Raw genomic sequence first — 22,642 nt, forward strand, 5'->3', positions numbered from 1 at the left:
ATCAACTTTAATCGTCTGATCGAAAGATGTTTTTCGAGCAGGAGCAAAGCATCTTGTGAGGATCGCGACAGCCAGGACAGAGAGGCATTTGTCCATATCGATACAGAGCGGGCGAGCGGCTGATCAGCGCGGATGGCCCCATGGACTTTAGCTTTAGGAGCCCGGCCAATCGGCCGCCCATTGGAGCCCTTCTTCCCGATGATCCTCCTCCATGTGGGATTCCACCCGGCGGTACAAAAGCCAGCCCCGTTCCTTAAGTCGCCAGCCCACGGCCGATTCGCCATAGGTCAGCAGAGTGTAAAACTCCTCGTCATCGTCCGAATAGGGATCGAGCAAGCGATAGTCATAGGCGCGGAAACAGATCGCGCCGCTGACATCAAAGCCCACGACCTGGCGCGCGGGCATTTCATAGTCAGGATACACCTTGAATTTGCACGGGGTCACCACGCGCGCTCGCCATGCTGCTGGCAGCCCAGCCGACCACTGGGGCTGGCAAAGATCGATCTGGTTACGGCACGGAAGCCGTTTCAATTTGCCATAAGCACATAATGCGGGCTGTAAGGACATGTTGGACTCCTCGCGATGAGTCAGGTGAAGTGCCTCGGTCGAACCAATGATGTTGCCGCATCAGGTCGAGGATTCCGTATGACTGACATCTCAGCATGCGCGCGCGCCATTCCCGAGTCGGCGTATTGGGGGGGCGCAGGGAAATCGACGACGTTGCTAGGCAGTATTCTTCGGATGGCAAAAGCTGACCAGTGCCCGGCTTTTTCATGAAATAGGCGTCAACATGCAGCTTTTGTGCCAGCGCTAGTACTTATCGTTCGCCCGGATAAATGGGGCGAAATCCGCTTTTCGCTATATTATGATATATATCACGAGACGAAGGCGCTGATACCCTTGTTGCGATCTTGCGTGGAGGAAGCGGTTGGCTTGCTGGTCTCTGGAATTTGACGGGGCATTGCCAGGACGCCGTCAAACGCCCGGATAAGCGCCCAGATGATGTAATTCTGGTCCACTATGCGCGCCACCAGTGACATCTCTATCTCCCTCTGGGTCCCGACGCAAGTCGGTGAGCACCAGGGTGGGCGGAACCAAAGGCAGCGCCAGTGCGCGTATCGATTATCTTGCGCAGCAACACCACGCTGACTTTGTTGCGTTATATACAAACATATATAGAGTCGCGTTCGTTTTGCTACAGCATCTAGCAAATCCGCCTGGTCACTCGCTCCGTCCAACTCTCGCTTGGAAACAATAAAAAACCTTTAAATATAGCATGTTATCTGGATAACTGACGTTTTTTAATATGTGGCGCATATTTTGCATAATGCTCGCGGTGCCCATGTTGCACGCGTTTTCTACCGTTATTCTCAAATGATGTAACGGTATGGGGCGTTATTGATCGCCCGTTTTCAAGTATCTTTAGGAGTGTTGTTTCATGAGAAGTCTCGTTCTTGTTCTTTGTCTCGTCCTGTCGCTGCCGGCGATGGCTGATCGTCTGCTGGTCGCCGCTGGCGCTGGCTACAAAAAACCGTTAACCGAAATCTATGCCGCGTTCACCGAGGAGACCGGCATTGGCGTTGACGCTGCATTCGGCAACATGCAGCAGGTGCTGGCGCAAACCCGCGACAGCGGCCGCGTCGATCTGGTGGTTGGCGAGCAGGGTTTTCTGCGCAAGAGCGGGCTGTTTAATCGTTTCGAGCCACTCGGGACAGGTCGGCTGGTGCTCGCCTACGGTCGGCAGCGGCTCGACAGCTGGCAGGATATCGCAGACCCCTCCATTGAGCGCATCGCACTGCCTGATCCGAAAAAGGCGATCTATGGACGCGCCGCCACGCAGTTTCTCGAGCGCAGCGGGCTGATGCCGCAGGTCAAGGAGCGGCTTATGACGCTCGCAACCGTCCCCCAGGTGTCCGCCTATCTGCTTGCTGGCACCGTGGATGTTGGTTTCATCAATGTCACCGATGCGCTCGGCATCGCCGAAAAGATCGCCGGATTCGACGAGCTTCCGGCCGATCTCTATGACCCGCCCCGGATCGTGCTGGCCTTTCCTACTTCGGCAGGGCAGACCGATGCGGCAGAGGCCCTTGCCACCTTCGTCAGTAGCGACCAAGCCCGCGCCATCTTCAAGCGCTTCGGGCTTTGAACAACGGGATGAAGGAGATCGTGAAGATGCAACCTCCGCCGTTACAAGGGCGCGCACTTAGCCGCAGACTCTCGCTCATCGCGCTTGCAGCAAGCCTGCTGGCGCCCTTGCCGAGCTACGCAATCAACTGGCTCATCCTGCAGGGCACCGAGCCGCCGAAGAGTACGAATACCTTCCGGCCCTGGGGGTTCGTTCAGCTCGAGTACCAGAGCACCGACGGGACCAAACTCCAGGCCGGCCCCTGGCAAGGGCAGCCGATGTTCGCGAACCTGATCGGTCCGCAGAAGACCGAGTCCAGTGAATGGCTGATCAAGCGCGCGCGGGTCGGTGCCCGCGGCCTCGTGCCGGAGCTACCGGCGTTCAATTACGCACTGGCCATCGATGCCGGCATTAATGCCGCCACCGAGAATGCCACCCCTATCCAGCTCATCGACGCCAGCCTGACCTATAGCTTCAACCCCGCGCTGCGCTTGCGCGCGGGCCAGTTTAAGACTCCAGGCAGCGACGAGGGTATGCAGCCAGCTTTCCGGCTGAACTATGTCAATACCAGTCAGGTCGTGAACCAACTCGTCAATGAGACCTTCTTCGATGGCGACGGCACCGCCCCCAACACGTCCAACCAGCCCAATGGAGCGCGTAGCGTCTACCACGATATTGGTATCCAGCTGTTCGGCGTGCTCCCCGTGGGTGGCGAGCAGTGGGAGCATACCTATGCGGTCATGGTCGGCAACGGCAACGGGATCACCCGGCCCGATAACAATGCCTACAAGGACCTCTACCTGTATTGGTCGACCGAGCGCATCCTGGGTGGCAAAGGCGGCAAGCGCGATGGTCTCAAGGTCTACGGCTGGTGGCAGCAAGGGATGCGGACACTGACCGGAGCCGGGGCTGGCAATTATTTGCGCACCCGTTACGGTGGCGGTGCAGTGCTGCGGCACAAGCGCTACCGGCTGTCCGGTGAACTGATCAGGGCCGAAGGCATGATCGCCAATGGCACTGATGGCGGCGCAGTGCCAGGCAGTCTCGACAATGCCGGCAACCGCATCGCCTCCTACAACCTGCTGCCGGACGGCGAGGCCAATGGCTGGTACCTGGAAGGGGGTTTCAACATCCTGCCGACCCTGCAGCTTGATCTGCGCTTCGATCAGTTGAACCGCGGAACCGAGAGTCGCGACACCGAGCGCCGCTTTAATACCTGGACCCTGGGCCTGCAGTACCGCATCGACAAGCGTTGGCGCCTGATGGCGAACTACCAGTGGCAGGATGCCGAGGCCCCCAGGCTGCCGAAGGACGACGTGCCCAACCGCATCCTCGACGGGCTCGACAACCTCGTTGCCCTGCAAATCCAGGCCGTCTTCTGACCCGCGCATGGATGCGATTCTCGCCTGTTCCCCGGCCGCCTTGATGCTCAGCCTCAAGGTGGCCGGCGTCGTGTTGCTGTTGTTCCTGGTGGCGGGTATCGGCCTCGGCTACGCACTGAGCCGGCCTTTCCCGCTGCGCGGTTTGGTCGATGGGCTGGTGTCGCTGCCGCTGGTTTTCCCGCCCATCGCCATCGGTTTCTTCTTGCTCCTCCTACTCGGACGCTATGGCCTGATCGGTGGTCCGCTGCACGCCGCCACCGGCTGGGACTTGGTGTTCTCCTTTCCAGGTCTGGTGCTGGCGGCCTTTATTGCCGGGCTGCCGCTGGTGGTGAAGCCGATCCAATCGGCGATCAAGGGCAGCGCATGCGAGCTGGTCGAGGCCTCCTATACGCTCGGCAAGGGCCGCCTGGCGACCCTGGTGCTGGTGCTGATTCCGGCAGTTCGCGGCAGCATCATCGCTGGACTCACCCTCGGGGTTGGCCGTTCCTTCGGCGAGGTCGGTATCACGCTGATGCTCGGCGGCAACATCATCGGCTCGACCGAAACGCTCTCGCTGGCCATCTACAATAGCGTGCTCGATGGTGATTTCACCTGCGCCACCCGGCTCTCGCTGCTGCTGGGGGCGGTTTCCCTGGGACTCTTCGCGCTACTGCGGCGGCTGGGGCGGCTCTGATGCCCAATTTCGACTCAGAACTCGACTCGGATCTCGACGCTCGTTTAGCGCTGCGGCGCAAGGGCTTCGCGTTGGATCTCGCTATCCGCATCCCAGCGCATGGTATCACCGCCGTGCTCGGCCCGTCCGGCGGCGGCAAGACCACCCTGCTGCGTCTGTTGGCGGGGCTCGAAACACCTAACTGCGGGCACATCCGTTATGGTCCGCACAGCTGGTTGGACACTGACTTAGGCATCGAGGTACCGACCCGCCAACGCCGCGTCGGCTTCATGTTCCAGCATTACGCACTCTTCCCGCACCTGAGCGTGGCCCGTAACATCGCCTTCGGTCTACCCCGCAGCGTCGACTGGCGCGCCCAGGTCGCGTTCTGGCTAGAACGGGTCGGGCTATCGCCGCTCGCGAGCCGACGACCAGGCGCCTTGTCAGGTGGCGAGCGCCAGCGCGTTGCCCTCGCCCGGGCGCTTGCTCCACACCCAGCGGCACTGCTCCTCGACGAGCCCTTCTCGGCCGTCGATGCCAGCCTGCGCCAAACATTGCGCCTGCTGTTGCACGAGTTGGTCGCGGAGACCCAAGTGCCGACGCTGCTGGTCTCCCACGACATCGACGACGTCCGCCAGATTGCCGACCGGGCCGCTGTCATTATTGATGGTGAGTTGCGCCGCTTTGGCAACACAGCCGAGGTCTTCGCCGATCCGGGCGACGCCGAGGTCGCGCGGGTACTCGGCTGGCCCAACATCCTGCCGATCAGGTCGCGAAACGAGACCTCGGTTGAGGGTCTTTGGGGGCGACTGCCGTTGCCAGCTGGCGGCTCGCAGCCGGCCGAGGTGGTCGCGATCCGCCCGGACGGTCCTTGTCTTGGCAGCGCCGAGGGGCTTCCGATTCAAGTTCTGCGCAGCGTCGACTTGGGCCGCTACACCGCCTGCTGGTGCCGGCTCGCCGACGGCAGCTCGCTGCGCGTGCATCTTCCCGATGGTGCACCAGGTCCGGCGCCGGGCGAGCAGTCAAGGCTTGGCGTGCCGGCCGACGCCATCGTCGCGCTGCCGCTTCGCGCTTGAGACCGCGCGCCACCAAACGGCCGATGGCACGAGCTGGCCAAAACCCTTAACGCTTCGGTTTATGCGTAAAGCAGGTTACCGGGGTTGATGGTATCGGCCAAGGCGCCTGCGCTATGGCAATGCCTATTAGGCGAGGAGGGCGTTAGCGAAAAATTCGCTGTTGAAACCGGCGCGTATATCTGTCCGAACCAGCGACGGGAAGGAAGCTCTCTCGTCCGATCGCGCGTTTGAGGTGGCAACCGCTTGCGGGCGATGGGGGCTGGGTCTTAGTATCGCAGCGGATCGGGTTGTTGTGGTCAAGGGGTTTGCCCCACTGCAACCGAGTCCTAATTCGATATGTAGACGAGTTTTCTAATGATACCTGCACCGCTGTCGTCCTTTGTTGCTAGAGCCTTGCTGGTCGCGGGGCTGTTAACCGCGCTCGTGCTGGCCGCTTGTGGAGAGCCGCCGCAGCCGACGACCAACCTCTATCGCGCGGTGCACTCTGGCGATCTCGATCAGATCAAGCGGCATTTGTTCTGGGGCACGGATGTCAATCAGCCCGGACCGGATGGGCGCTACCCGTTGCAGGTGGCGGTGGCCGACGGGCGGGTAGTCATTGCGCGCGAACTGCTCGACCATGGGGCGAGCATGGATGTGCGTGACCAACTGGGGCATACGCCGCTCTATGTCGCTTTGGCCAATGGCCGGGTTCCCGCAGCAGAATTGCTGATGGAGCGAGGCGCGAGGGATGATCCGCAGGTGCTGCTGAGGCAGTTGGTGGTTGAGGATCGACTTGACCGCGATACCCTGGCGCTGCTGGTCAGCCGGGGCGTCGATCTCAACGCGCTCGGGCCCGAAGGACTGGCGCCACTGCATCAGGCAGTGGCCAATGATAATCTGAAGATGACCAAATGGCTGTTGCAGGAAGAGGCCGATGTGAATCTGGTGACGGATTCCGGGGCTACGGCGCTCGATCTGGCGCTTGCCGCCGAGGCTGACCCCAATCTGATTCTGTTATTGCAGCAGTATGGCGCGCAGCAGTGAAATCACAACAAATCCACGAAAGGACGAATAGCAATGGCTGAAACGGTCGACGAACTCACTGTGACCTATGTTGATGACGGCATTGAAACCACCAAGGAACTCGATAAGGTCATATTGTCCAAAGGTAGTTGGGCGACCTTGCTGTTCCGCTACCAGGACTGGGATAAGGCGAAGGGTGAGTACGGTCCAGAGAAATATACGATTCGACGCTACCAGAAGCGCAGCGGTGAATATCGTCAGCAGTCCAAGTTCAATATCTCAAGTGCAGCCCAGGCCCAAGCCCTGATCGACGCCCTGCAAGGCTGGCTCAAGGCCGGTGGCGACTGACGCGTCTGCGCTTGTCGCTCAAAAGTGCAGCGGCGCCGCCTCGGCGAACAGCCAGCGGCGCCAGTCGCGGTTCAGTCCGGAGAGTCCGCCGGCATAGTCACCCTCCAGGAAAGCGATGTCGTCGAACATGCGGCAACGGTGGGTGGCGAGTTCGTTCAGCAGTCGGGTTACCGTGCGCTGCCGAGCCGGCTCCTGAAGCAGAAAATGCACCAGCGACCAGGCGTAAGGATAGGCCATGTCGTCGCCCCAACGATCCCAGTCCGCGCGTTCGCTCTCCAGGAAGGTGCGCAGTGCCGGCAACTGCCCGGCGCGGGCAAGCCGGCGCAGGTGGTCGAGCCGTTGCGGCGGCGCCAGGGCGGTGGCGAAGTTCTGTTGGAAGCGCATCTTCTCGACGATTTCGGCGAGACCCTCGTTCAACCAAAGCGGCGTGCGGCCGAGCCAGTTGCCGAGCGCCAGATGCGCGATCTCATGGCGGGCGACGGCGCGGGTTGGCTCGTCGCCCATCCAGCGCACCACGGCGAGGTTGTTGCGATGGGTGTAGAAGCCGCTATTGGTGCTGAGTCCGGCGCCGGCGGCAGCCTGGGCGAAGCGCCGTTGGTCTTTGATAATCTTTAGACGCAGGTGCACCGGCTGCACTCCGCGCAGGCCGAGGTCATCGGCTAGAAAATGGAACACCCCGTCCAGATCAATCTCAAGCTGATGCTGGAAGCCGAGCGGCGGCGTCAACCCATCGAAGTCGTAGTCAGCCGAGAAACGACCCACGCTGGCGTCTGCCTGAACAGCCAGCACTTCCCCGGCGTCGGCGCTGGGGGCGTGATCTGAGAACACCATTCGGCCCTTGGAGTCGACGTAGCGATGGATTTCGGTGGGCCTGCGAGCGCGGCTCGGGTTGCGGGCGACGCCGACGGCACAGGGGTCTGCGCCGTGGCCGACGCCATGGCTGGCAGCATCGGCTCCGCTCGGCGTCGAAGCGCCAGGTCTACCGCCCTCTGAGCCTCGGTGTGTTAATTGCTGTTCTGGGAGGCGACTCCGGCCTGGGTCGGGCTGGGGGGGTGCTATGTAGCGACTGATCGGCGGCAGCTTGGGCAGAAGCTCCCACTCGCCAACGGGTCCGATGATCCGAAGCCCCGCGAGTTCCGCCTGCGCCAGAGAATCGAATAGGCCGAAGCGCACCAGCAACCGTCGGCGCTGGTCATCGGTAGACAACGCCCAGGCGATGGCGACGACCGACAGTACCGCAATTGAAATGCGCAGCAGCGAGGCGATCCATTGGTGCATATCATTAGGCCCGCATGGTTGCGAAGGAAAAGTTCAGCATTAGCCGCCAGTAGCATTCATCGCGCGAGAAATCGGTTGACAGCCGTCGGCCAGTTGCGCGAAATCCGTCCCTCGCGGCTTGGTTGCGATGGCCTCCCGGATGCCGGCCTTGACCGGTGCGTCATCGCCAGGATGGGCGCGCACCAGCAGGCGCAGGTCGGTGGCCTGTTCGCGCCCAAGGCAAGTCAGCAGCCGACCGTCGGCGGTGATCCGCACTCGGTTGCAGTCGCCGCAAAAGTTTCGGCTGCGCGGGGAGATAAAACCGACGCGCGTCTCGCTGCCCGCGATCCGCCAATAGCGCGACGGCCCGCCGCTGCGCTCGGTTGTCGGCAGCAGTTCGACATGGCGGGCGAGGTCGGCGCGAATCTGTTCGCTTGAGCAGAAGTTGACAGGCGGCTCCAGGTTCTCGGCTGCGCCAAGCGGCATCTGTTCGATAAAGCTAATATCCAAATCCCGCTCCATCGCGAACCTCAGCAAGTCGAAGGCTTGGTCCTGATTCACGCCCTTGAGCATCACGCAGTTGAGTTTGATGCGGCGAAAACCGAGCGCGTGCGCGGCTTCAATGCCAGCCAGGGTATCGGCCAGCTTGCCGCCGCCCGTGAGCTGATTGAAACCTTGAGGGTCGAGTGTATCCAGGCTGATGTTCAGGCGTGCGACGCCCGCACGGTGCAGTTCGGCTGCAAAAGACGCCAGGCGGCTACCGTTGGTGGTCAGAGTCAGCTCGCGCAGCGCGGGTAGTTGGCCGATGCGCTCCAGCAGCCAAGGCAGGTTGCGCCGAGTCAGCGGCTCGCCGCCGGTGACGCGGATGCGATCAACGCCAAGCTCGCAGAAAATCCTAGCCAGTCGCGCGTTTTCCTCCAGCGTCAGCAGTTGCGCGCGCGGCAAAAAGCGGGTGCCCTCCGACATGCAGTAGCGACAGCGGAAGTCGCAGCGGTCGGTGACCGATACGCGCAAATAATGAATGCGCCGGCCGAAGGGGTCGATCAAGCTGGCAGTGCTCACAGCGGGGAAAGTCTTCAAAGTGGATGGGTTCCTGACGAAAAAACAGAGCCCGGCTGATGGATGTCAGCCTCCGGGCAAGGATAGCCGGGGCAGCGGGAAAAATCCCCTCCGCGTGGTGACGGAAATGCGCGAGTGTTGGGGGCGAACAGCCGTGATTTGGATGAATCATGCGCCTTGGGTTCTGCCTCCTACCCGCTGGTAGGTTATCCTTTGCCCCGCGTTCCCCGTGCAGGCACCCGCAACCAACATCCCGCAGTCATGGCATCCAGCAAGAAAAAGTTCCTCCACCTGCTCTACAGCGACCTGCTGAAGGTCGATCTGGCCGACCTAGACTTCGGCTTCTATCGCATCCTCAAGTACCGCCGCGACGAGGTGCGCGCGTTCTTCGACCAGCGCCTCCCGGAGATCATGACCCAGGCCATGCGGGGCCAGGCGGCGGACCGGCTCGCCGAGGTGAATAACGCGCTGACGACAGTGCAGGGCGAGTTGGAACAGGCGTCAAACGCTTGGGGGCTCGCGGGTCCCTTCATTGCCACCGATGAGCTGGACCCGCGCATCGCCGAGATGCCTGCTGGTAAACGCTGGCGGGACCTGACCGCCGAGCGCGCGCATCTGGCCGCCGCCGCCGGCTTCTCGGAGACCGAGGAAGACCGCCTTTACAACCATTTATACCTGTTCTTCTCACGCTACTACGCCGACGGCGACTTCATCCGCCAGCCGCGACGCGGGCGTGAGGGCCGCTACAGCGTCGCCTACAACGGCGAAGACGTGCACTTTCACTGGCGCGGGCGTGGCAGCCACTACGTCAAAACCACCGAGGAGCTGAGCAGCTACCGTTACCGCGACGGCGACTGGGCGGTCGAGTTCCAGCTTGCCGAGGCGAATCAGGAGCAGGATAACGTCAAGGGCAAAACGCGCTACTTTTTCCCGCAACCGCAAGACTTTGACCTGGACGTGGCCGGGCGCAGCGCCCGCCTGCCGTTCGTATTTCGCCCCCTGACCAAGCCGGAGGAGGAGCGCTACAAGGGCAACGGCAGCGCGCAAGAGCAGATTATCGATGACCTGCAAGCACCGCTCAAGGACCGCCTGAAGCCGGGGCTCGACCCCGCAACTCTGGAGCGCCACATCCGTCGCTATGCCCGCAAGCACCGCACCGACTACTTCGTGCACCCTAATCTCGGGCGCTTCCTGAAGGCCGAGCTGGACTGGTACCTGAAGCACGAGTACCTGGATCTGGACGGCATCATCGGCAGCGAGGACAGCGCCAGCACCGACCCGGCCTTGCTTTCCGACCGGCTGATCAAGCTCAAGGCGCTGCGTCGCATTGGCGGTCTCATTATCAACTTCCTGGACCAGATCGAGACCTTTCAGGCAGCGCTGTTCGAGAAGCGCAAGTTTGTCATGCGCGCCGACTACCTAGCCCCCGTGCGGCTGCTGGATCGCGCGCTTTGGCCGGAAATTTTGGGCAATTCGGCGCAGATCGCTGCTTGGCGTGACCTGTTCGGCCTGGAAGGCCCCGTCACAGACGAGACGCTGGAGCAATACCCGACGCTGGTGGTCGACACCCGCCATTTCGACGACGCCTTCAAGCTGCGCCTGCTGGCCTGCTACGACGACATCGACGCGGCGCTGGACGGACTGCTGGTGCATGCCGAGAACTATGCCGCGCTGCGCACCTTGGAATATCGCTATCGCGAGCGGGTCAAGTGCATCTACATCGATCCGCCGTACAACACCGGCAGCGACGAGTTTCTTTACAAGGACGACTTCTCGCGGCATTCGACCTGGCTGGCGATGATGGAGGAGCGGCTTCCGTTAATTTCCGAAGCGCTTAACCAGGATGGTGTTTTCTTTTCGAGTATCGACTCCAACGAACAGTCATTTCTGCATGAACTTCTGATGCGCACGTTCGGGAAGGCGAATTGCGTTGGAACCATGGTCTGGAAGGGCGCGACCGACAATAATCCAACAAGAATTCAATTCGAGCACGAGTATGTTGAGTGCTTCGTCCGTGATTCGCAAAGCAACCCCGGTGTTTGGTCTAGTGGTGACATCGATGCAAAGGATTTAATGCTGTCAGAATACGAGCGATTGAAAGAAGAGTTGAAGAAGCCGCAGGATGTGCAAGCCGCATTCCGCCTATTCATCAAGAATAACAAGCAGATCCTCAGCCCGCTGACACACTATGATCGCGTCGATGATGAAGGCCCATACACTGGGAGCCGTAAGGTGCATAACCCCGGTAAGGAAGGCTACCGCTATGACATCATGCACCCCAACGGAAAGCCTTGCGTGCAGCCCGCCCGGGGTTATAGGTTTCCTCCCGTAAAGCGGGATCAGCTTCTTGCTAAAGGCAAGTTTATTTTCGGGGAAGATGAAAAGCAGATTGTGCAGATCAAAGAGTATTTGCGCGATTATTGTGGCTCATTGAAAGGTGTGATTGAGCTTGATGGTCGGATCGGCGCGAATGCGCTAGAAAGTCTTTTTGGTTCGCGGGAGATATTCAAGAACCCCAAGCCGGTTTCTTTAATAGAGAAGCTGATCAGCTTCGTAACAAATAATTCCGATTTGGTAGCTGATTACTTTGCGGGGTCTGGCACGAGCGTTCAGGCAGTTATCGAGCAAAATCGTAACGACGGCGCAAATCGTCGATTCCTGGCAGTAGACTACGGCCAATATTTTGAATCTACGCTTGTCAAGCGAACGACCAAACTGATGTCTTGGCCTTTGTGGAAGAACGGGGCTCGTGACGGCGCGGTCGACGGGCAGGATTGGGTCGAGCGTTCCCCCCGCCTCATCAAAATTCTTCGCCTGGAATCCTTCGAAGACTCCCTGAACGCGCTCGAATTGCCCGAAGAGCGCAGCGCCCGACTCATGGGCCAGCAGGATATTTTCGGCGACGACTACCTGCTGAAATACATGCTCGACGCCGAGACGGAAGAATCCGAGGTGCGGCTCAACACCCGCGCGCTAGAGCAGCCTTTCGACTATCGGCTGCGTGTGCATGGCAACAACGGGCTCACCGAGGTGCCGGTGGACCTGGTGGAAACCTTCAACCTATTGATGGGCTTTCATGTTCGGCGCATTCGCGCGCTGAAGGACGGCAAACGGCCCTATCGCATCGTCGAGGCGCTGGAGGACGGTCGGCCGGTGCTGGTGGTCTGGCGCGATATGACGGGCTTCGATCATGTGCGAGATCGCGCTTTCGTCGAGGGCGAGTATCCCGATCTGGCAAACTACACGACCGTTTATGTCAACGGCGACAGTTGCATTCTCAACGGGCGCAGTCTGGATGGCGAATTCCACCGCCGGATGAACGAGCGCGACGAGCATTTTTTGCAATGAAGCTGCATCAGGACCTGCTGCTGTTCGACTTTCTCTCGGCGGCGCTCGGCGGAGATTTTGCGGCCCTGTCCGCTGCCTGCAAGGATGCCGACCACAGGCGTCGCGCGGACGGGCAGAGCCATTGGTGCGGCGTGCTGGAGGCGCGCGCGTCGAAGTTCGCGGCTGGGCCGCTGACGATACCGCTGGACCAGCACGCGCTGCGCCGTTACGACCTGAATATTCTCAAGCACGAGGCCCGGCTAGCCGAGCGCCGCGCGGGCTTTCGGCTGAAGTTCTTCCAATACCTGGCGCTGCTGTATGCGGAGGTGTTTCTCGACCGACTCACCACGGATGCCGCGCAATTGCTGCTGGACCTGGAGGGGTTCCGCAAGGCCCGCTTCGGCCATCAGGCGCCGCTGCAAGCGCCGGACCTGCTGAAGCTCGCCTTCTGGATGGCGACCGGCGCCGGCAAGACCCTGCTGCTGCATCTGAACTATTTGCAGTTTTTGGACTACGGCCTGTTCAAACCCGCCAATATCCTGCTGCTCGCGCCGAGTCGGGGGCTGGCCGACCAGCATCTTCGGGATCTGGAGCAAAGCGGCATCCCTGCCTGCCATGCGCTGGAGCGCTGCGCCTGCTATGCGGGTATTCAGGTGTTGGAAATCACCAAGCTCTATGTGCCGGAACCGGGCAAGGCTGGCCCGCGCTCCGGCGAAAGCCTGCCCACGGAGCATTTCGAGGGGCCGAATCTGCTGCTGGTGGACGAGGGCCACAAGGGGACGGCCAGCGAAACCGATGCCAAGGAGGAGCGCGCCTGGCGCAACATCCGCGAGGCGCTGGCTGCGAACGGCGGCTTCACCATCGAATACAGCGCGACCTTTGCCCAGGTGGCCGAGAAGGACGCTGTGCTGCATGCCGAGTATGCCCGCTGCATCCTGTTCGATTACGCCTACCGGAGTTTCTACCGCGACGGCTATGGCAAGGACTATTGGGTCGCCAATCTGCAAGGTGATGAGGGCAATACGCAGGAGGAACTGCTGCTGATGGGGGGCTTGCTGGCCTTTTACCAGCAGCGCCGATACTTCGATGCCGAGCCCGATGCGCGCAGCCAGTACCTGATCGAGCCACCGCTGATGGTTTTTATCGGCGACAAGGTGAGCGCAGGCAAGGCACCAGAGGTGTTGGAGGTCATGCGCTTTTTGGATCGGGTCTGTCGCGACAAAGCATGGGCGGTGCGGCTTGCGGGCCGAGTGCTGAGCGCCGACACCGACCTGACACGCCCGGATGGCGCCGATCTGTTTGCGGATCGCTTTCCCTATCTGGCAAGGCTGAACCTCAAGCCCGAGCGCGTTATTGCGGATCTGCGCCGGGATCTGTTTCTGGCCGAAGGCGATGCCGACAGCGGTCTGAGCCTGCATCTCATCAAGGGCGCTGACGGTGAAATCGGCATCCGTGCCCGCGCCAGCGCGCGTGATGCCTATTGCGGCGTCATCAACGTCGGGGACCCAGGTAATTTGCTAAAACGGATCGAAGCCGACCCCGAGATCAGCATAGCGACCGACGAGGACGACAGCATCAGCCCCTCGCTGTTCAAGGCGCTGGACGCGGCCGACAGCACTGTGTCCTTCCTGGTGGGTTCCAAGAAGTTTCTGGAGGGCTGGAGCAGTTGGCGCGTCTCCACCATGGGGCTGCTAAAAGTCGGGCAGAACGCTGGCGCACAAGTGCTGCAACTGTTCGGGCGCGGCGTCCGGCTTAAGGGCTTGCAGTTTTCCATGCGCCGCTCTGGGTCGCTGGACGGGGCGCTGGCGCGTGAACATCCGCCGCATCTGCCGCTGCTGGAAACCCTGAACATTTTCGGTCTGCGCACCAAGTATCTCGCTACCTTTCTGAACACGCTGCAACGCGAAGACCTGGAGCTTCCGGTGGTGATGCGCCTGCCCATTGATGTGCGACCAGGCATCGGCGCGGCGCGGCTGAGCTATCCGAAGGTCCGCGATGATTTCCGCTTCAAGGACCGGAGTATCCGCTTCGACCCGACAGCATCTTCGACGCAGTTGAATCTGATGCCGATGCTTGGCGTCGGCGACAAGGACGGCTTCGCGGCCAGCGCGCGCAAGGTCCACTGGCAGACGCTCGGCGGTGTGCGAGCGCTCTTGCCGATGGAGTTGCTGTACCGAGATGCGCTCGCCCACAAGGCGCGCAAGGACTGGTGCAACCTGTACATCGCCCGCGAGGATATCGACACCTTCATGGAGCAAAGCGCCCATCTCGCCGCTCCCCCGGAGGTGCTGGCGCCGCGCACGACCAAGGACTTGGAGCGCCTGACCAATGCGGCACGAACGCTGATCGAGCAGGGCATTGATCGGTTTTACTTGCGCCTTCAGCGGACAGAGGAAACACAGAACTCTCAGCTCGAACTATTCGACGCAACCCATGCCAATATCCCGCGCCTGGGTGAGCCGCCGATACCCGCTTACGAGCTGCATGTGCCGCCAAACCGGGTGACGGAGGTCCGCGCCATTATCGAGCAACAGCGCAAGCGCCTGGACGAAGACACGCGCGAGCCACTGCCGCGCCTGCACCTGGACGAGCACCTCTATGCCCCGTTGCTGCTGGCCAGCGATGGGCTACCCGATGGCGCGGCAGTGGTGAAGTCGGTACCGATGGGACTCGTCGGCAGCGAGCGGCGCTTTCTGCTGGATCTGCGCGCCTACTGGTACGACGCTTGGGAGGCACCGGATTGGGACGATATTGACGTCTTCCTGCTGCGCAATCTGCCGAAGAAGGGCATCGGTTTCTTTCAGACCGGGGGCTTCTATCCGGACTTCATGCTCTGGATGCAGCGCGGCGACCAGCAGGCGCTCGCTTTCGTCGAGCCCCATGGCGTCGTCCATCAGGAACAGGAAAAGCTCGACCTGCTCGGATTCATTCGCGGCGATCTGGCGCAGCAATTGCGCTTCCCCATTTTCGCCTTCATCGTCACCGACACGGAACTGAAGCAAGTCAAGTGGCTGACAGGTACCGACAAGGAGAAGCGTGCCAAGCTGCGAGCCCAACATGTGCTAACCATGGATGGATCGGAGTACATTGAGGCGATGCTGCGCGAGATGCTTGCCGCGCTGACACAACGAACCCTGAACCCCGATGCCCCTTGATTCGGGTCGCGGCTTGTCTTTCCGCCCGCTGACTCGGACAATGCGAAGCTTCCAGGCACCAGATTCCGCCTTCAAACTAACAACGGAGAAGTATCCATGGCGAACGAAGGTTACCACGAGCCCATCGACGAACTGAGCGCCGAGACGCGCGACATGCATCGAGCGATCCAGTCGCTGATGGAGGAGCTTGAGGCGGTTGACTGGTACAACCAGCGTGTCGATGCCTGTCAGGACAAGGAGTTGGCGGGGATTCTGGCCCACAACCGCGATGAGGAAAAAGAGCATGCGGCCATGCTGCTGGAGTGGATCAGGCGCCGGGATGCGAAATTCGAAGGCGAGCTGAAAGATTATCTGTTTACTGACAAAGCCATTGCTCATCATTAGGTCATTAAGGCCGCGTGCCCGCGTGATCGATCACTGAAGAGGAGAATCATTGTGTCTGAATCTATTGCTATGACTGACGCTGAGGCCCAGAAGTCTGCCAAGAAAAAAGCGCGGTGGGTGTTTTTTTTGAATCAGCTTCCGTACGTCATCCTTTACGCCACAACCATCGTGCTGGTCGCGATGACGGACAGGGAGCCGACCGATGTAGCGATGAAGTGGATTTGGTTCATCCCTGCCGTCGCGCTGGTGGCCATTTTTGGTGGCTGGAAATATCACGCCGGTGAGAGCGCGAAATCGCGCGTCTTTTATCTCTTTCGCCAAGTGCTGCACTGGGCTGCGCTGGCGGTAGTGGTGCACTACTTTTTCACCAAGGATTTGCTCCACTTTCTGAATGCTGAAACCGACGGCGTGGTGATGATTTTCCTGCTTGGGCTGACCGCGATTCTGTCTGGGATCCATGCGGATTGGAAAATGGGTCTGTTCGGCGCTTTCCTGATCATGAGCGGCGAGACCATCGGGTGGTTCGATGACAATGCCGTACTCATGGGCATTGTTGGCGGTGCCGCAGCGGTGGCTGTGATTTTGACCCTGTTGGTGCGCTCGAGAGTCACAAGCAGAAAGAAAACCAAGAGCGACGCAGCGGGCGGGATCGAGGCGAACGCCAGCGCCTGATGTGGCGCTGTCTGTCTCGCCAGCGCAGGAGCCGATTTTTGTGCTCGCGGCGCTCAGTGGCGATGACGGAAGCGCCAGCAATGATGAATGCGCGCGTTGCGCTTGAAGTCTCGCGGCAAGGTGCGGGGCTTCAAGTCCTCAATCGCTAGGTCCGCTAGGGCTTCGGTTTCCAGCTTGAAGCGGCGCAGATTGGTGGAGAAGATCAGCTCGCCGTCCGGCTCGAGCAGCCGGGCGGTCTGCTGGATCAGCCTGACATGGTCGCGCTGAATATCGAAGCTGCCGCGCATCCGCTTGGACGTCGAAAAGCTCGGTGGGTCGAGAAAAATCAGCCCGAATTTGTCCCAACGCGGACGCTCGATCCATTGCAGGCAGTCGGCTTGTTCAACTCTGTGCGCGGGTGGCGCGAAGCCGTTGAGCGCCAGATTGCGCTGCGCCCAGTCGCAGTAGGTGCGCGATAGATCGACTGTGAGGGTCGAGAGCGCACCACCCGCTGCGGCATGTACGCTGGCCGCACCTGTGTAGCCGAAGAGATTCAAAAACCGCTTCCCCTGCGCGAGCTGCCCGATGAGCGCGCGGGTCTGGCGGTGGTCGAGAAACAGCCCGGTGTCGAGATGGTCTTGCAGGTTGACCAGAAAGCGCAGCCCGGCTTCGCGCACTTCAAAGAACTGCTCCGCTTGGCCCTGTCTGTCGTATTGCGCGTTGCCGCGTTGGCGCTGTCGCACCTTAAAGAACAGGTTCTCACGCGCGATGCCCAGGGTTTCGCTGATTACCCCCATGGCCTCGCGCAGACGCCGGCGTGCCGCGCGTGGGTCGATGTCGGGCGGTGCAGCATATTCCTGCACATGGGCGAGCCTTTGCATGCCAGCGTCGTGCTCTACGCTAGCGCGAGGTCTCGCGCTCGCCCCCGCCTTCGCGTCAGCCCCGCTGTTGGCGTCCGCTGCGGCAGCCGAGTAGATGTCGATGGCCAGGGCATATTCGGGCAAATCGGCGTCATAGAGCCGATAGCAGCCGATGTCCTGCTGCTTGAGCCAGCTATTCAGGCTTTTCTGATTTTTGCGCAGCCGGTTGGCGAGCATCTCGGCGCCGGGGCCACGGTCCTCGGGTGGCAGCGGGCGCGGGCTGTCATCCACATGCGCCTCAGAGCGGATGTCGAAATGCAGCAACTGGCAGTCGAGCGGGCCGTTGAACAGCCGGTGCATGCGGTGCGCGCGCAGGCCCATGTTGCGGCCAAGCTCGGGGTTGGCGGTCAATACCGCGCCCTGCCAGCCGTCGAAGCGCTCGCGCAGGACCTGTCCGAGCGTGCGGTAGAGCGGCACCAGATTCTCCTTGGCACCGAGGCGTTCGCCATAAGGCGGGTTGCTGATGACCAGCCCCTGCCGCACCTGACCACAGGGCTGGCAGTCGGCCAGCTCGCGGCGCTCGAAATGCAGGCGCCCGGCCAGACCGGCGCGCTCCAGGTTGGCATAGGCCATGCGAATGGCGGCGCTGTCGCGGTCATAGCCGCACAGGCGGCCAAGGCTTTCCAGTCCTTTGCTCGCGCGTGCTTCGGCCTCCTCGCGCAAGCCGTTCCAGGCTGCTGCATCATGTCCGCGCCAGGCGCTAAAGCCCCAGTGCGCGCGGTTTAGCCCAGGCGCGCGGTCGGCGGCCATCAGCGCGGCCTCAATCACTAAGGTACCGGCACCGCACATGGGGTCGACCAGGGCGCCGCCGGCGGCGGCAATCGCAGGCCAGCGCGCGCGCAGCAGCAGGGCGGCGGCCAGGTTCTCCTTGATGCTGGCCGCGCCGGCTTCGGTGCGATAACCGCGCCTGTGCAGCGCATCGCCCGACAGGTCCAGGCTGAGCGCGGCCTGATCGCGAAACAGCCGACAGTAAAGGCGGATGTCGGGCTGGGCGGTATCGACGCTGGGCCTTTGGCCGCTGCGCTCGCGGAACTGATCGACAATGGCATCCTTAATGCGCAGGGCGGCGAAATGGGTGTGATCGATGCCGGAACGGGCGCTGTCGACATGAATTGCCAGGGTTTGCTCCGGCCCCAGATGTTGCGACCAGTCGATGGCGGCGATGCCGGCGTAGAGTGCATCGGGATCGGCAGCGGGCCATTCCGCCAGCGGCAACAGCACCCGGCTGGCGACGCGCGACCACAGGCACACCCGATAGGCATCGGCCAGGGCGCCGGCGCAGGCGACGCCAGCGCGGGTCTCGCGCACCTCGGGGATGCCAAGGCCGCGCAGCTCCTCGGCGAGCAGGGTCTCAAGATGCCGGGCAGCGGTGACGAAAAAGTGGTGCTGATCCGGTGCCTCGCTGGGCGGTGTTGCGAGCTCTAGCACCTCGGCGCCGCCGCTGGTGTGGCCGAGGGAGTCACTGGCGAAGTGACTGGAGGCGTGTCTGGGGGAGTGTCTGGGGTATTGACTGGCGGAGCAGCCTGCGCAGTGATTGGGCTGGCAGGGGTGCCCGCGGGCGGCGCCAAATCTGGCAGCACCTCGCGCACGACCCGGGCCAGAGCCTGAAGCGCCGCCGTGCGCGGAAAGCTGCGGCGATGCACCAGCGAGATGTGCCGCCGCGCATCCGGCAGCGACAGGGGGCGCACGCTGATGCCAGGTGTGTCGCGCCAGCCGCTGTCGAGCGCCAGCGCGGGCACCAGAGTGCAGCCGAAGCCGGCGCGCACCAGATGGCGCAGGGTCTCGAGGCTGGCGGCACTGAGATCGGCTGCCGCGCTGGTGTGTGGGCGTTCGGCCAGGCGGCACACATGCATGACCTGCTGGCTTAAACAGTGTCCCTCAGCCAGCAGCAGCAGGTCGGCCGCCTCGAGGTCGGCATCGGTGATCTTGGGCTTGGCCGCTAGCGGATGCCCGGGCGGATGGGCGAGCCAGAAGGGTTCGTCAAACAGCGGGATCTGGTCGAGATCGGCATCCTCCGCCGGAGTGGCGAGCAGCAGGGCGTCTAGCTCGTGCCGGCGCAAGCGCAGCAGCAGGGCGTCCGTGACCTCTTCGCGCAGGATCAGCTTGAGCTGCGGATACTGCTGGCGCAGGGGCGCGAGCAGTTGCGGCATCAGATAGGGGCTGAGTGTCGGGATGGCACCGACGCGCAGCGGCCCGGCGAGTGGGTCCTGCGCGGCGCGCGCGACCTGCTCAATGGCGTCGGATTGCTCCAGCAGTCGGCGTGCGTGGCGCAGAATATCCTCGCCCACGGCGGTGATGTCGACCGAGCGGTTGCTGCGCTCAAAGATGGTCACGCCGAGCTCTTCCTCAAGCTTTTTAACTTGACCGCTCAGGGTGGGTTGGCTGACAAAGCAGCGCTCGGCCGCGCGGCCGAAGTGGCGCGTTTCTGCGACGGCGACGATGTAAGAGAGATCCCGCAAATTCATGCGTGGGATTATACCTGTCGGGACGGAGAGCAGTCGGCCAGTTCACTCTCGATGGCCGATTGCATCATGTTGCTGCCAGCGCCCCGGCTTGCCTCAGTCTTGTCGCCTCCTTATACTGGTCGTGTTACTGCCTTGTAAGGCACTGCTGGAGTTTTTAGACCGTGTAAGCATTGGCTCGCACTGAGTCCCCGGATGGATTGTTCGGATAGGTTCTTCGGATTGAGTTTCCCGTCATCTCCTTCCGCATGAAGTCCCGACGACTCCCGCTCCTGTGTCACGCGATGCCGCGCGCCTGCCGTTTCCATTCTCTCGCTTTTCTGGTCTGCGCTCTTCCCGCCAGCTAACCCAGCGGCGGAACTGATCGGCCTTCGCGTTTCAAGCCCGCCGGCCCGTCCGGCATCGATTCACGAAGGTACCAATCCCGCATGAAATCCATCCGTCAGGACTGGTTCTCTAACATTCGCAACGATTTGCTCGCCGGCCTGGTGGTCGCCTTGGCGCTCATTCCCGAGGCCATCGCTTTTTCCATCATCGCCGGTGTCGACCCCAAGGTCGGACTCTACGCTGCCTTCTCCATCGCCACGGTCACCGCCTTTGTCGGCGCCCGACCGGGCATGATTTCTGCCGCTACCGGCGCCATGGCGCTGCTGATGATCGGCCTTGTCAAGGAGCATGGTCTGCAATACCTGCTGGCCGCGACCGTGCTGACCGGGCTATTGCAAATCCTGGCCGGCACCTTGCGCCTCGGCAGTCTGATGCGCTTTATCTCGCGCTCGGTGGTGACCGGTTTTGTCAATGCACTGGCGATTCTGATCTTCATGGCGCAGATCCCGGAGCTGACCCATGAGGGCGTGACCTGGGAGGTCTATGCGCTGGTGGCCGCTGGCCTTTGCATCATCTATCTGTTCCCCTATCTGACCAAGGCCATCCCCTCGCCGCTGGTCACTATTCTGATCCTGACCGGCGTGACCATTTATTTGGATCTTGATGTGCATACCGTGGGCGATATGGGACAGCTCCCGGATACCCTGCCGGTGTTTCTGCTGCCGGATATTCCGCTGAATTTTGAAACCTTGCAGATTATCTTTCCGGTGTCGGTCACTCTGGCTGTGGTCGGGTTGCTCGAGTCCCTGATGACCGCGACTATCGTCGATGATCTGACCGACTCCAGCAGCAACAAGAATCGCGAATGTGTCGGCCAGGGTGTGGCCAATGTCACCACCGGCTTTCTCGGCGGTATGGCCGGCTGTGCCATGATCGGCCAGTCGGTCATTAACGTGAAATCCGGCGGGCGCGGACGGCTTTCGACCCTGACCGCCGGCGTCTGCTTGCTGCTGATGGTGGTGTTCGCCGGCGACTGGGTGGCGCAGATCCCCATGGCGGCCTTGGTGTCGGTGATGATCATGGTGTCCATCGGTACCTTCAATTGGGCCTCGATTCGCAACCTGCGCGAGCACCCGCTGGCTGCCAATGTGGTGATGCTCTCGACCGTCGTGGTGGTGGTCGCCACCCATGACCTGGCGCAAGGAGTGCTGGTCGGCGTGCTGCTGTCGGGCTTCTTCTTTGCCCACAAGGTCGGGCAGGTGCTTTATGTCAGCTCGGTGTCGCTCGATGAAGGTCGCACCCGCGCCTATCTGGTCATTGGACAGGTGTTTTTTGCCTCGGCGGATCGCTTCGTTGCCTCCTTTGATTTTAAAGAGGTGATTGAGCGGGTGCGCATTGATGTCAGTCGGGCGCATTTCTGGGACATCACCGCCGTGAGCGCGCTCGATAAGGTGGTGATCAAATTCCGCCGCGAGGGCACCGAGGTCGAAGTGGTGGGTCTGAATGAAGCCAGTGCTACCCTGATTGACAAGTTCGCGGTGCATGACAAGCCCGAGGCGGTCGAGCAGTTGATGGGGCACTGAGGACGATTCGCGCCGCTCCCGCCTCCCTAAGCGACAACCCTGCACACGGAGATGCCCGATGGACGAGGAAGACAAAATCCTGGCCTGTGTCGATCAATCACACTACGCTGATACCGTCACCGACGCGGCGGCTTGGGTAGCGGGGCGGCTCAATGCCCCGCTGGAACTGCTGCATATCATCAACCACCAGGCCCAGGTCGCGGCAGGCGGGGATCGCAGCGGCGCCATTGGCTTTGATGCCCAGCAGCATTTGCTTGAAACCCTGTCAGAAGAAGACGCCAATCGCGGGCGCGACGCACGCGAACAGGGCCGGCTGTTTCTCAACCGGTTACGCCAACGCGTCGCCCAGACCGGCCAGCTCGCCCCCGATGTACGCCAGCGTCATGGCGATCTCGAAGAAGTGCTGGTTGAGCAGCAACCTGGGGTGCGTTTGTTCGTGCTCGGGCGCCGTGGTGAGTCGGCCGAGGCAACGCACCGCGACCTCGGGCGCAATGTCGAGCGCATGATTCGGGCGCTGAAAAAGCCCATTCTGGCCGTTACCGAGCAGTTTCAGCCGCCGCGCCGGGTGCTGATCGCCTTTGACGGCGGCAGCATCACCCGTCGCGGTGTCGAGCTGGTCGCGGCCAGTCCGCTTTTGCGCGATCTGCCGGTGTATCTTCTGATGTCGGGCAAGGCAACCCGAGATGGTGCCAAACAGCTCGAATGGGCCAGAAGCACGCTCGAACAGGCGGGCTTCGATGCGCCTGCGGAGCTGATTCCGGGCGACGCCGAACGGGTCATCGCCGAATCGGTGCGCAAGTTAGAGATCGACATGCTGATCATGGGCGCCTACGGACACTCGCCGATCCGCACCCTGTTGTTTGGGAGCAAAACCTCTGATCTGCTGCGCTCGGCGCGCATCCCCACGCTGCTGATTCGCTAACCGCAGG

Annotated in this window: 18 protein-coding genes; 12 read left to right on the forward strand and 6 right to left on the reverse strand. The window is 61.7% G+C overall.

From position 1 onward, the window contains the following. Positions 1–153: 153 nt before the first annotated feature. Both Thiofri_RS07410 and Thiofri_RS07415 read right to left on the reverse strand, forming a co-directional pair. Positions 154–423 (reverse strand): hypothetical protein, encoded by a 270-nt coding sequence (locus Thiofri_RS07410; protein WP_190275873.1) that lies wholly within the window; start codon positions 421–423, stop codon positions 154–156. Positions 424–875: 452 nt separating this feature from the next. Then, positions 876–1,040: a hypothetical protein gene (locus Thiofri_RS07415; RefSeq protein ID WP_009151062.1), complete on the reverse strand. Its 165-nt coding sequence runs from the start codon at positions 1,038–1,040 to the stop codon at positions 876–878. A gap of 398 nt (positions 1,041–1,438) precedes the next feature. Here Thiofri_RS07415 and modA point away from each other — a divergent pair, with 398 nt between their 5' ends. From modA to Thiofri_RS07445, 6 genes are all read left to right on the forward strand, one after another. Further along, positions 1,439–2,146, forward strand: a complete 708-nt coding sequence (gene modA, locus Thiofri_RS07420; RefSeq protein WP_009151063.1) for a molybdate ABC transporter substrate-binding protein — start codon at positions 1,439–1,441, stop codon at positions 2,144–2,146. 26 nt (positions 2,147–2,172) lie between these two features. Further along, positions 2,173–3,507, forward strand: a complete 1,335-nt coding sequence (locus tag Thiofri_RS07425) for a porin (RefSeq protein ID WP_009151064.1) — start codon at positions 2,173–2,175, stop codon at positions 3,505–3,507. 7 nt (positions 3,508–3,514) lie between these two features. After that, positions 3,515–4,180 carry a molybdate ABC transporter permease subunit gene (locus Thiofri_RS07430; protein ID WP_009151065.1) on the forward strand — a complete coding sequence of 222 codons (666 nt, stop codon included), beginning with the start codon at positions 3,515–3,517 and terminating at the stop codon, positions 4,178–4,180. Continuing rightward, positions 4,180–5,235, forward strand: coding sequence for an ABC transporter ATP-binding protein (locus Thiofri_RS07435; RefSeq protein ID WP_009151066.1), 1,056 nt, complete (start codon positions 4,180–4,182; stop codon positions 5,233–5,235). The genes Thiofri_RS07430 and Thiofri_RS07435 overlap by 1 nt, the downstream gene beginning before the upstream one ends. A gap of 354 nt (positions 5,236–5,589) precedes the next feature. Beyond that, positions 5,590–6,261: an ankyrin repeat domain-containing protein gene (locus Thiofri_RS07440; RefSeq protein ID WP_009151067.1), complete on the forward strand. Its 672-nt coding sequence runs from the start codon at positions 5,590–5,592 to the stop codon at positions 6,259–6,261. Between the two features lie 33 nt (positions 6,262–6,294). Further along, positions 6,295–6,588: a hypothetical protein gene (locus tag Thiofri_RS07445; RefSeq protein WP_009151068.1), complete on the forward strand. Its 294-nt coding sequence runs from the start codon at positions 6,295–6,297 to the stop codon at positions 6,586–6,588. Between the two features lie 18 nt (positions 6,589–6,606). On the opposite strand, the gene Thiofri_RS07450 is transcribed toward Thiofri_RS07445, so the two are convergent. Both Thiofri_RS07450 and moaA read right to left on the reverse strand, forming a co-directional pair. Continuing rightward, positions 6,607–7,866, reverse strand: a complete 1,260-nt coding sequence (locus tag Thiofri_RS07450; RefSeq protein ID WP_009151069.1) for a DUF1570 domain-containing protein — start codon at positions 7,864–7,866, stop codon at positions 6,607–6,609. Positions 7,867–7,905: 39 nt separating this feature from the next. Next, on the reverse strand, positions 7,906–8,907 hold the full coding sequence (gene moaA / locus Thiofri_RS07455) for a GTP 3',8-cyclase MoaA (RefSeq protein ID WP_223296827.1): 1,002 nt from the start codon (positions 8,905–8,907) through the stop codon (positions 7,906–7,908). A 258-nt stretch (positions 8,908–9,165) separates the two neighbouring features. On the opposite strand from moaA, the gene Thiofri_RS07460 reads away from it, so the two are divergent. The 4 genes from Thiofri_RS07460 (at position 9,166) to Thiofri_RS07475 (ending at position 16,442) form a co-directional block, all read left to right on the forward strand. Beyond that, on the forward strand, positions 9,166–12,252 hold the full coding sequence (locus Thiofri_RS07460; protein WP_009151071.1) for a site-specific DNA-methyltransferase: 3,087 nt from the start codon (positions 9,166–9,168) through the stop codon (positions 12,250–12,252). Continuing rightward, positions 12,249–15,386: a DEAD/DEAH box helicase family protein gene (locus Thiofri_RS07465; RefSeq protein ID WP_009151072.1), complete on the forward strand. Its 3,138-nt coding sequence runs from the start codon at positions 12,249–12,251 to the stop codon at positions 15,384–15,386. The genes Thiofri_RS07460 and Thiofri_RS07465 overlap by 4 nt, the downstream gene beginning before the upstream one ends. A 96-nt stretch (positions 15,387–15,482) precedes the next feature. Then, a complete protein-coding gene (locus Thiofri_RS07470) occupies positions 15,483–15,770 on the forward strand; it encodes an encapsulin-associated ferritin-like protein (RefSeq protein ID WP_009151073.1) in 288 nt (95 codons plus the stop codon). Positions 15,771–15,887: 117 nt separating this feature from the next. After that, on the forward strand, positions 15,888–16,442 hold the full coding sequence (locus Thiofri_RS07475; RefSeq protein WP_407702936.1) for a hypothetical protein: 555 nt from the start codon (positions 15,888–15,890) through the stop codon (positions 16,440–16,442). Between the two features lie 53 nt (positions 16,443–16,495). Here Thiofri_RS07475 and rlmKL read toward each other — a convergent pair whose 3' ends face one another. Then, positions 16,496–18,769: a bifunctional 23S rRNA (guanine(2069)-N(7))-methyltransferase RlmK/23S rRNA (guanine(2445)-N(2))-methyltransferase RlmL gene (gene rlmKL / locus Thiofri_RS07480; RefSeq protein WP_009151075.1), complete on the reverse strand. Its 2,274-nt coding sequence runs from the start codon at positions 18,767–18,769 to the stop codon at positions 16,496–16,498. Further along, positions 18,763–19,806, reverse strand: a complete 1,044-nt coding sequence (locus Thiofri_RS07485) for a LysR substrate-binding domain-containing protein (RefSeq protein WP_009151076.1) — start codon at positions 19,804–19,806, stop codon at positions 18,763–18,765. Before Thiofri_RS07485 ends, rlmKL begins: the two co-directional genes overlap by 7 nt. A gap of 425 nt (positions 19,807–20,231) precedes the next feature. Between Thiofri_RS07485 and Thiofri_RS07490 the strand changes: the two genes are divergently transcribed. Beyond that, on the forward strand, positions 20,232–21,713 hold the full coding sequence (locus tag Thiofri_RS07490) for a SulP family inorganic anion transporter (RefSeq protein ID WP_009151077.1): 1,482 nt from the start codon (positions 20,232–20,234) through the stop codon (positions 21,711–21,713). 58 nt (positions 21,714–21,771) lie between these two features. Continuing rightward, on the forward strand, positions 21,772–22,635 hold the full coding sequence (locus Thiofri_RS07495; RefSeq protein ID WP_009151078.1) for a universal stress protein: 864 nt from the start codon (positions 21,772–21,774) through the stop codon (positions 22,633–22,635). Positions 22,636–22,642: the final 7 nt, after the last annotated feature.

This window comes from Thiorhodovibrio frisius (assembly GCF_033954835.1).
GTDB lineage: Bacteria > Pseudomonadota > Gammaproteobacteria > Chromatiales > Chromatiaceae > Thiorhodovibrio > Thiorhodovibrio frisius.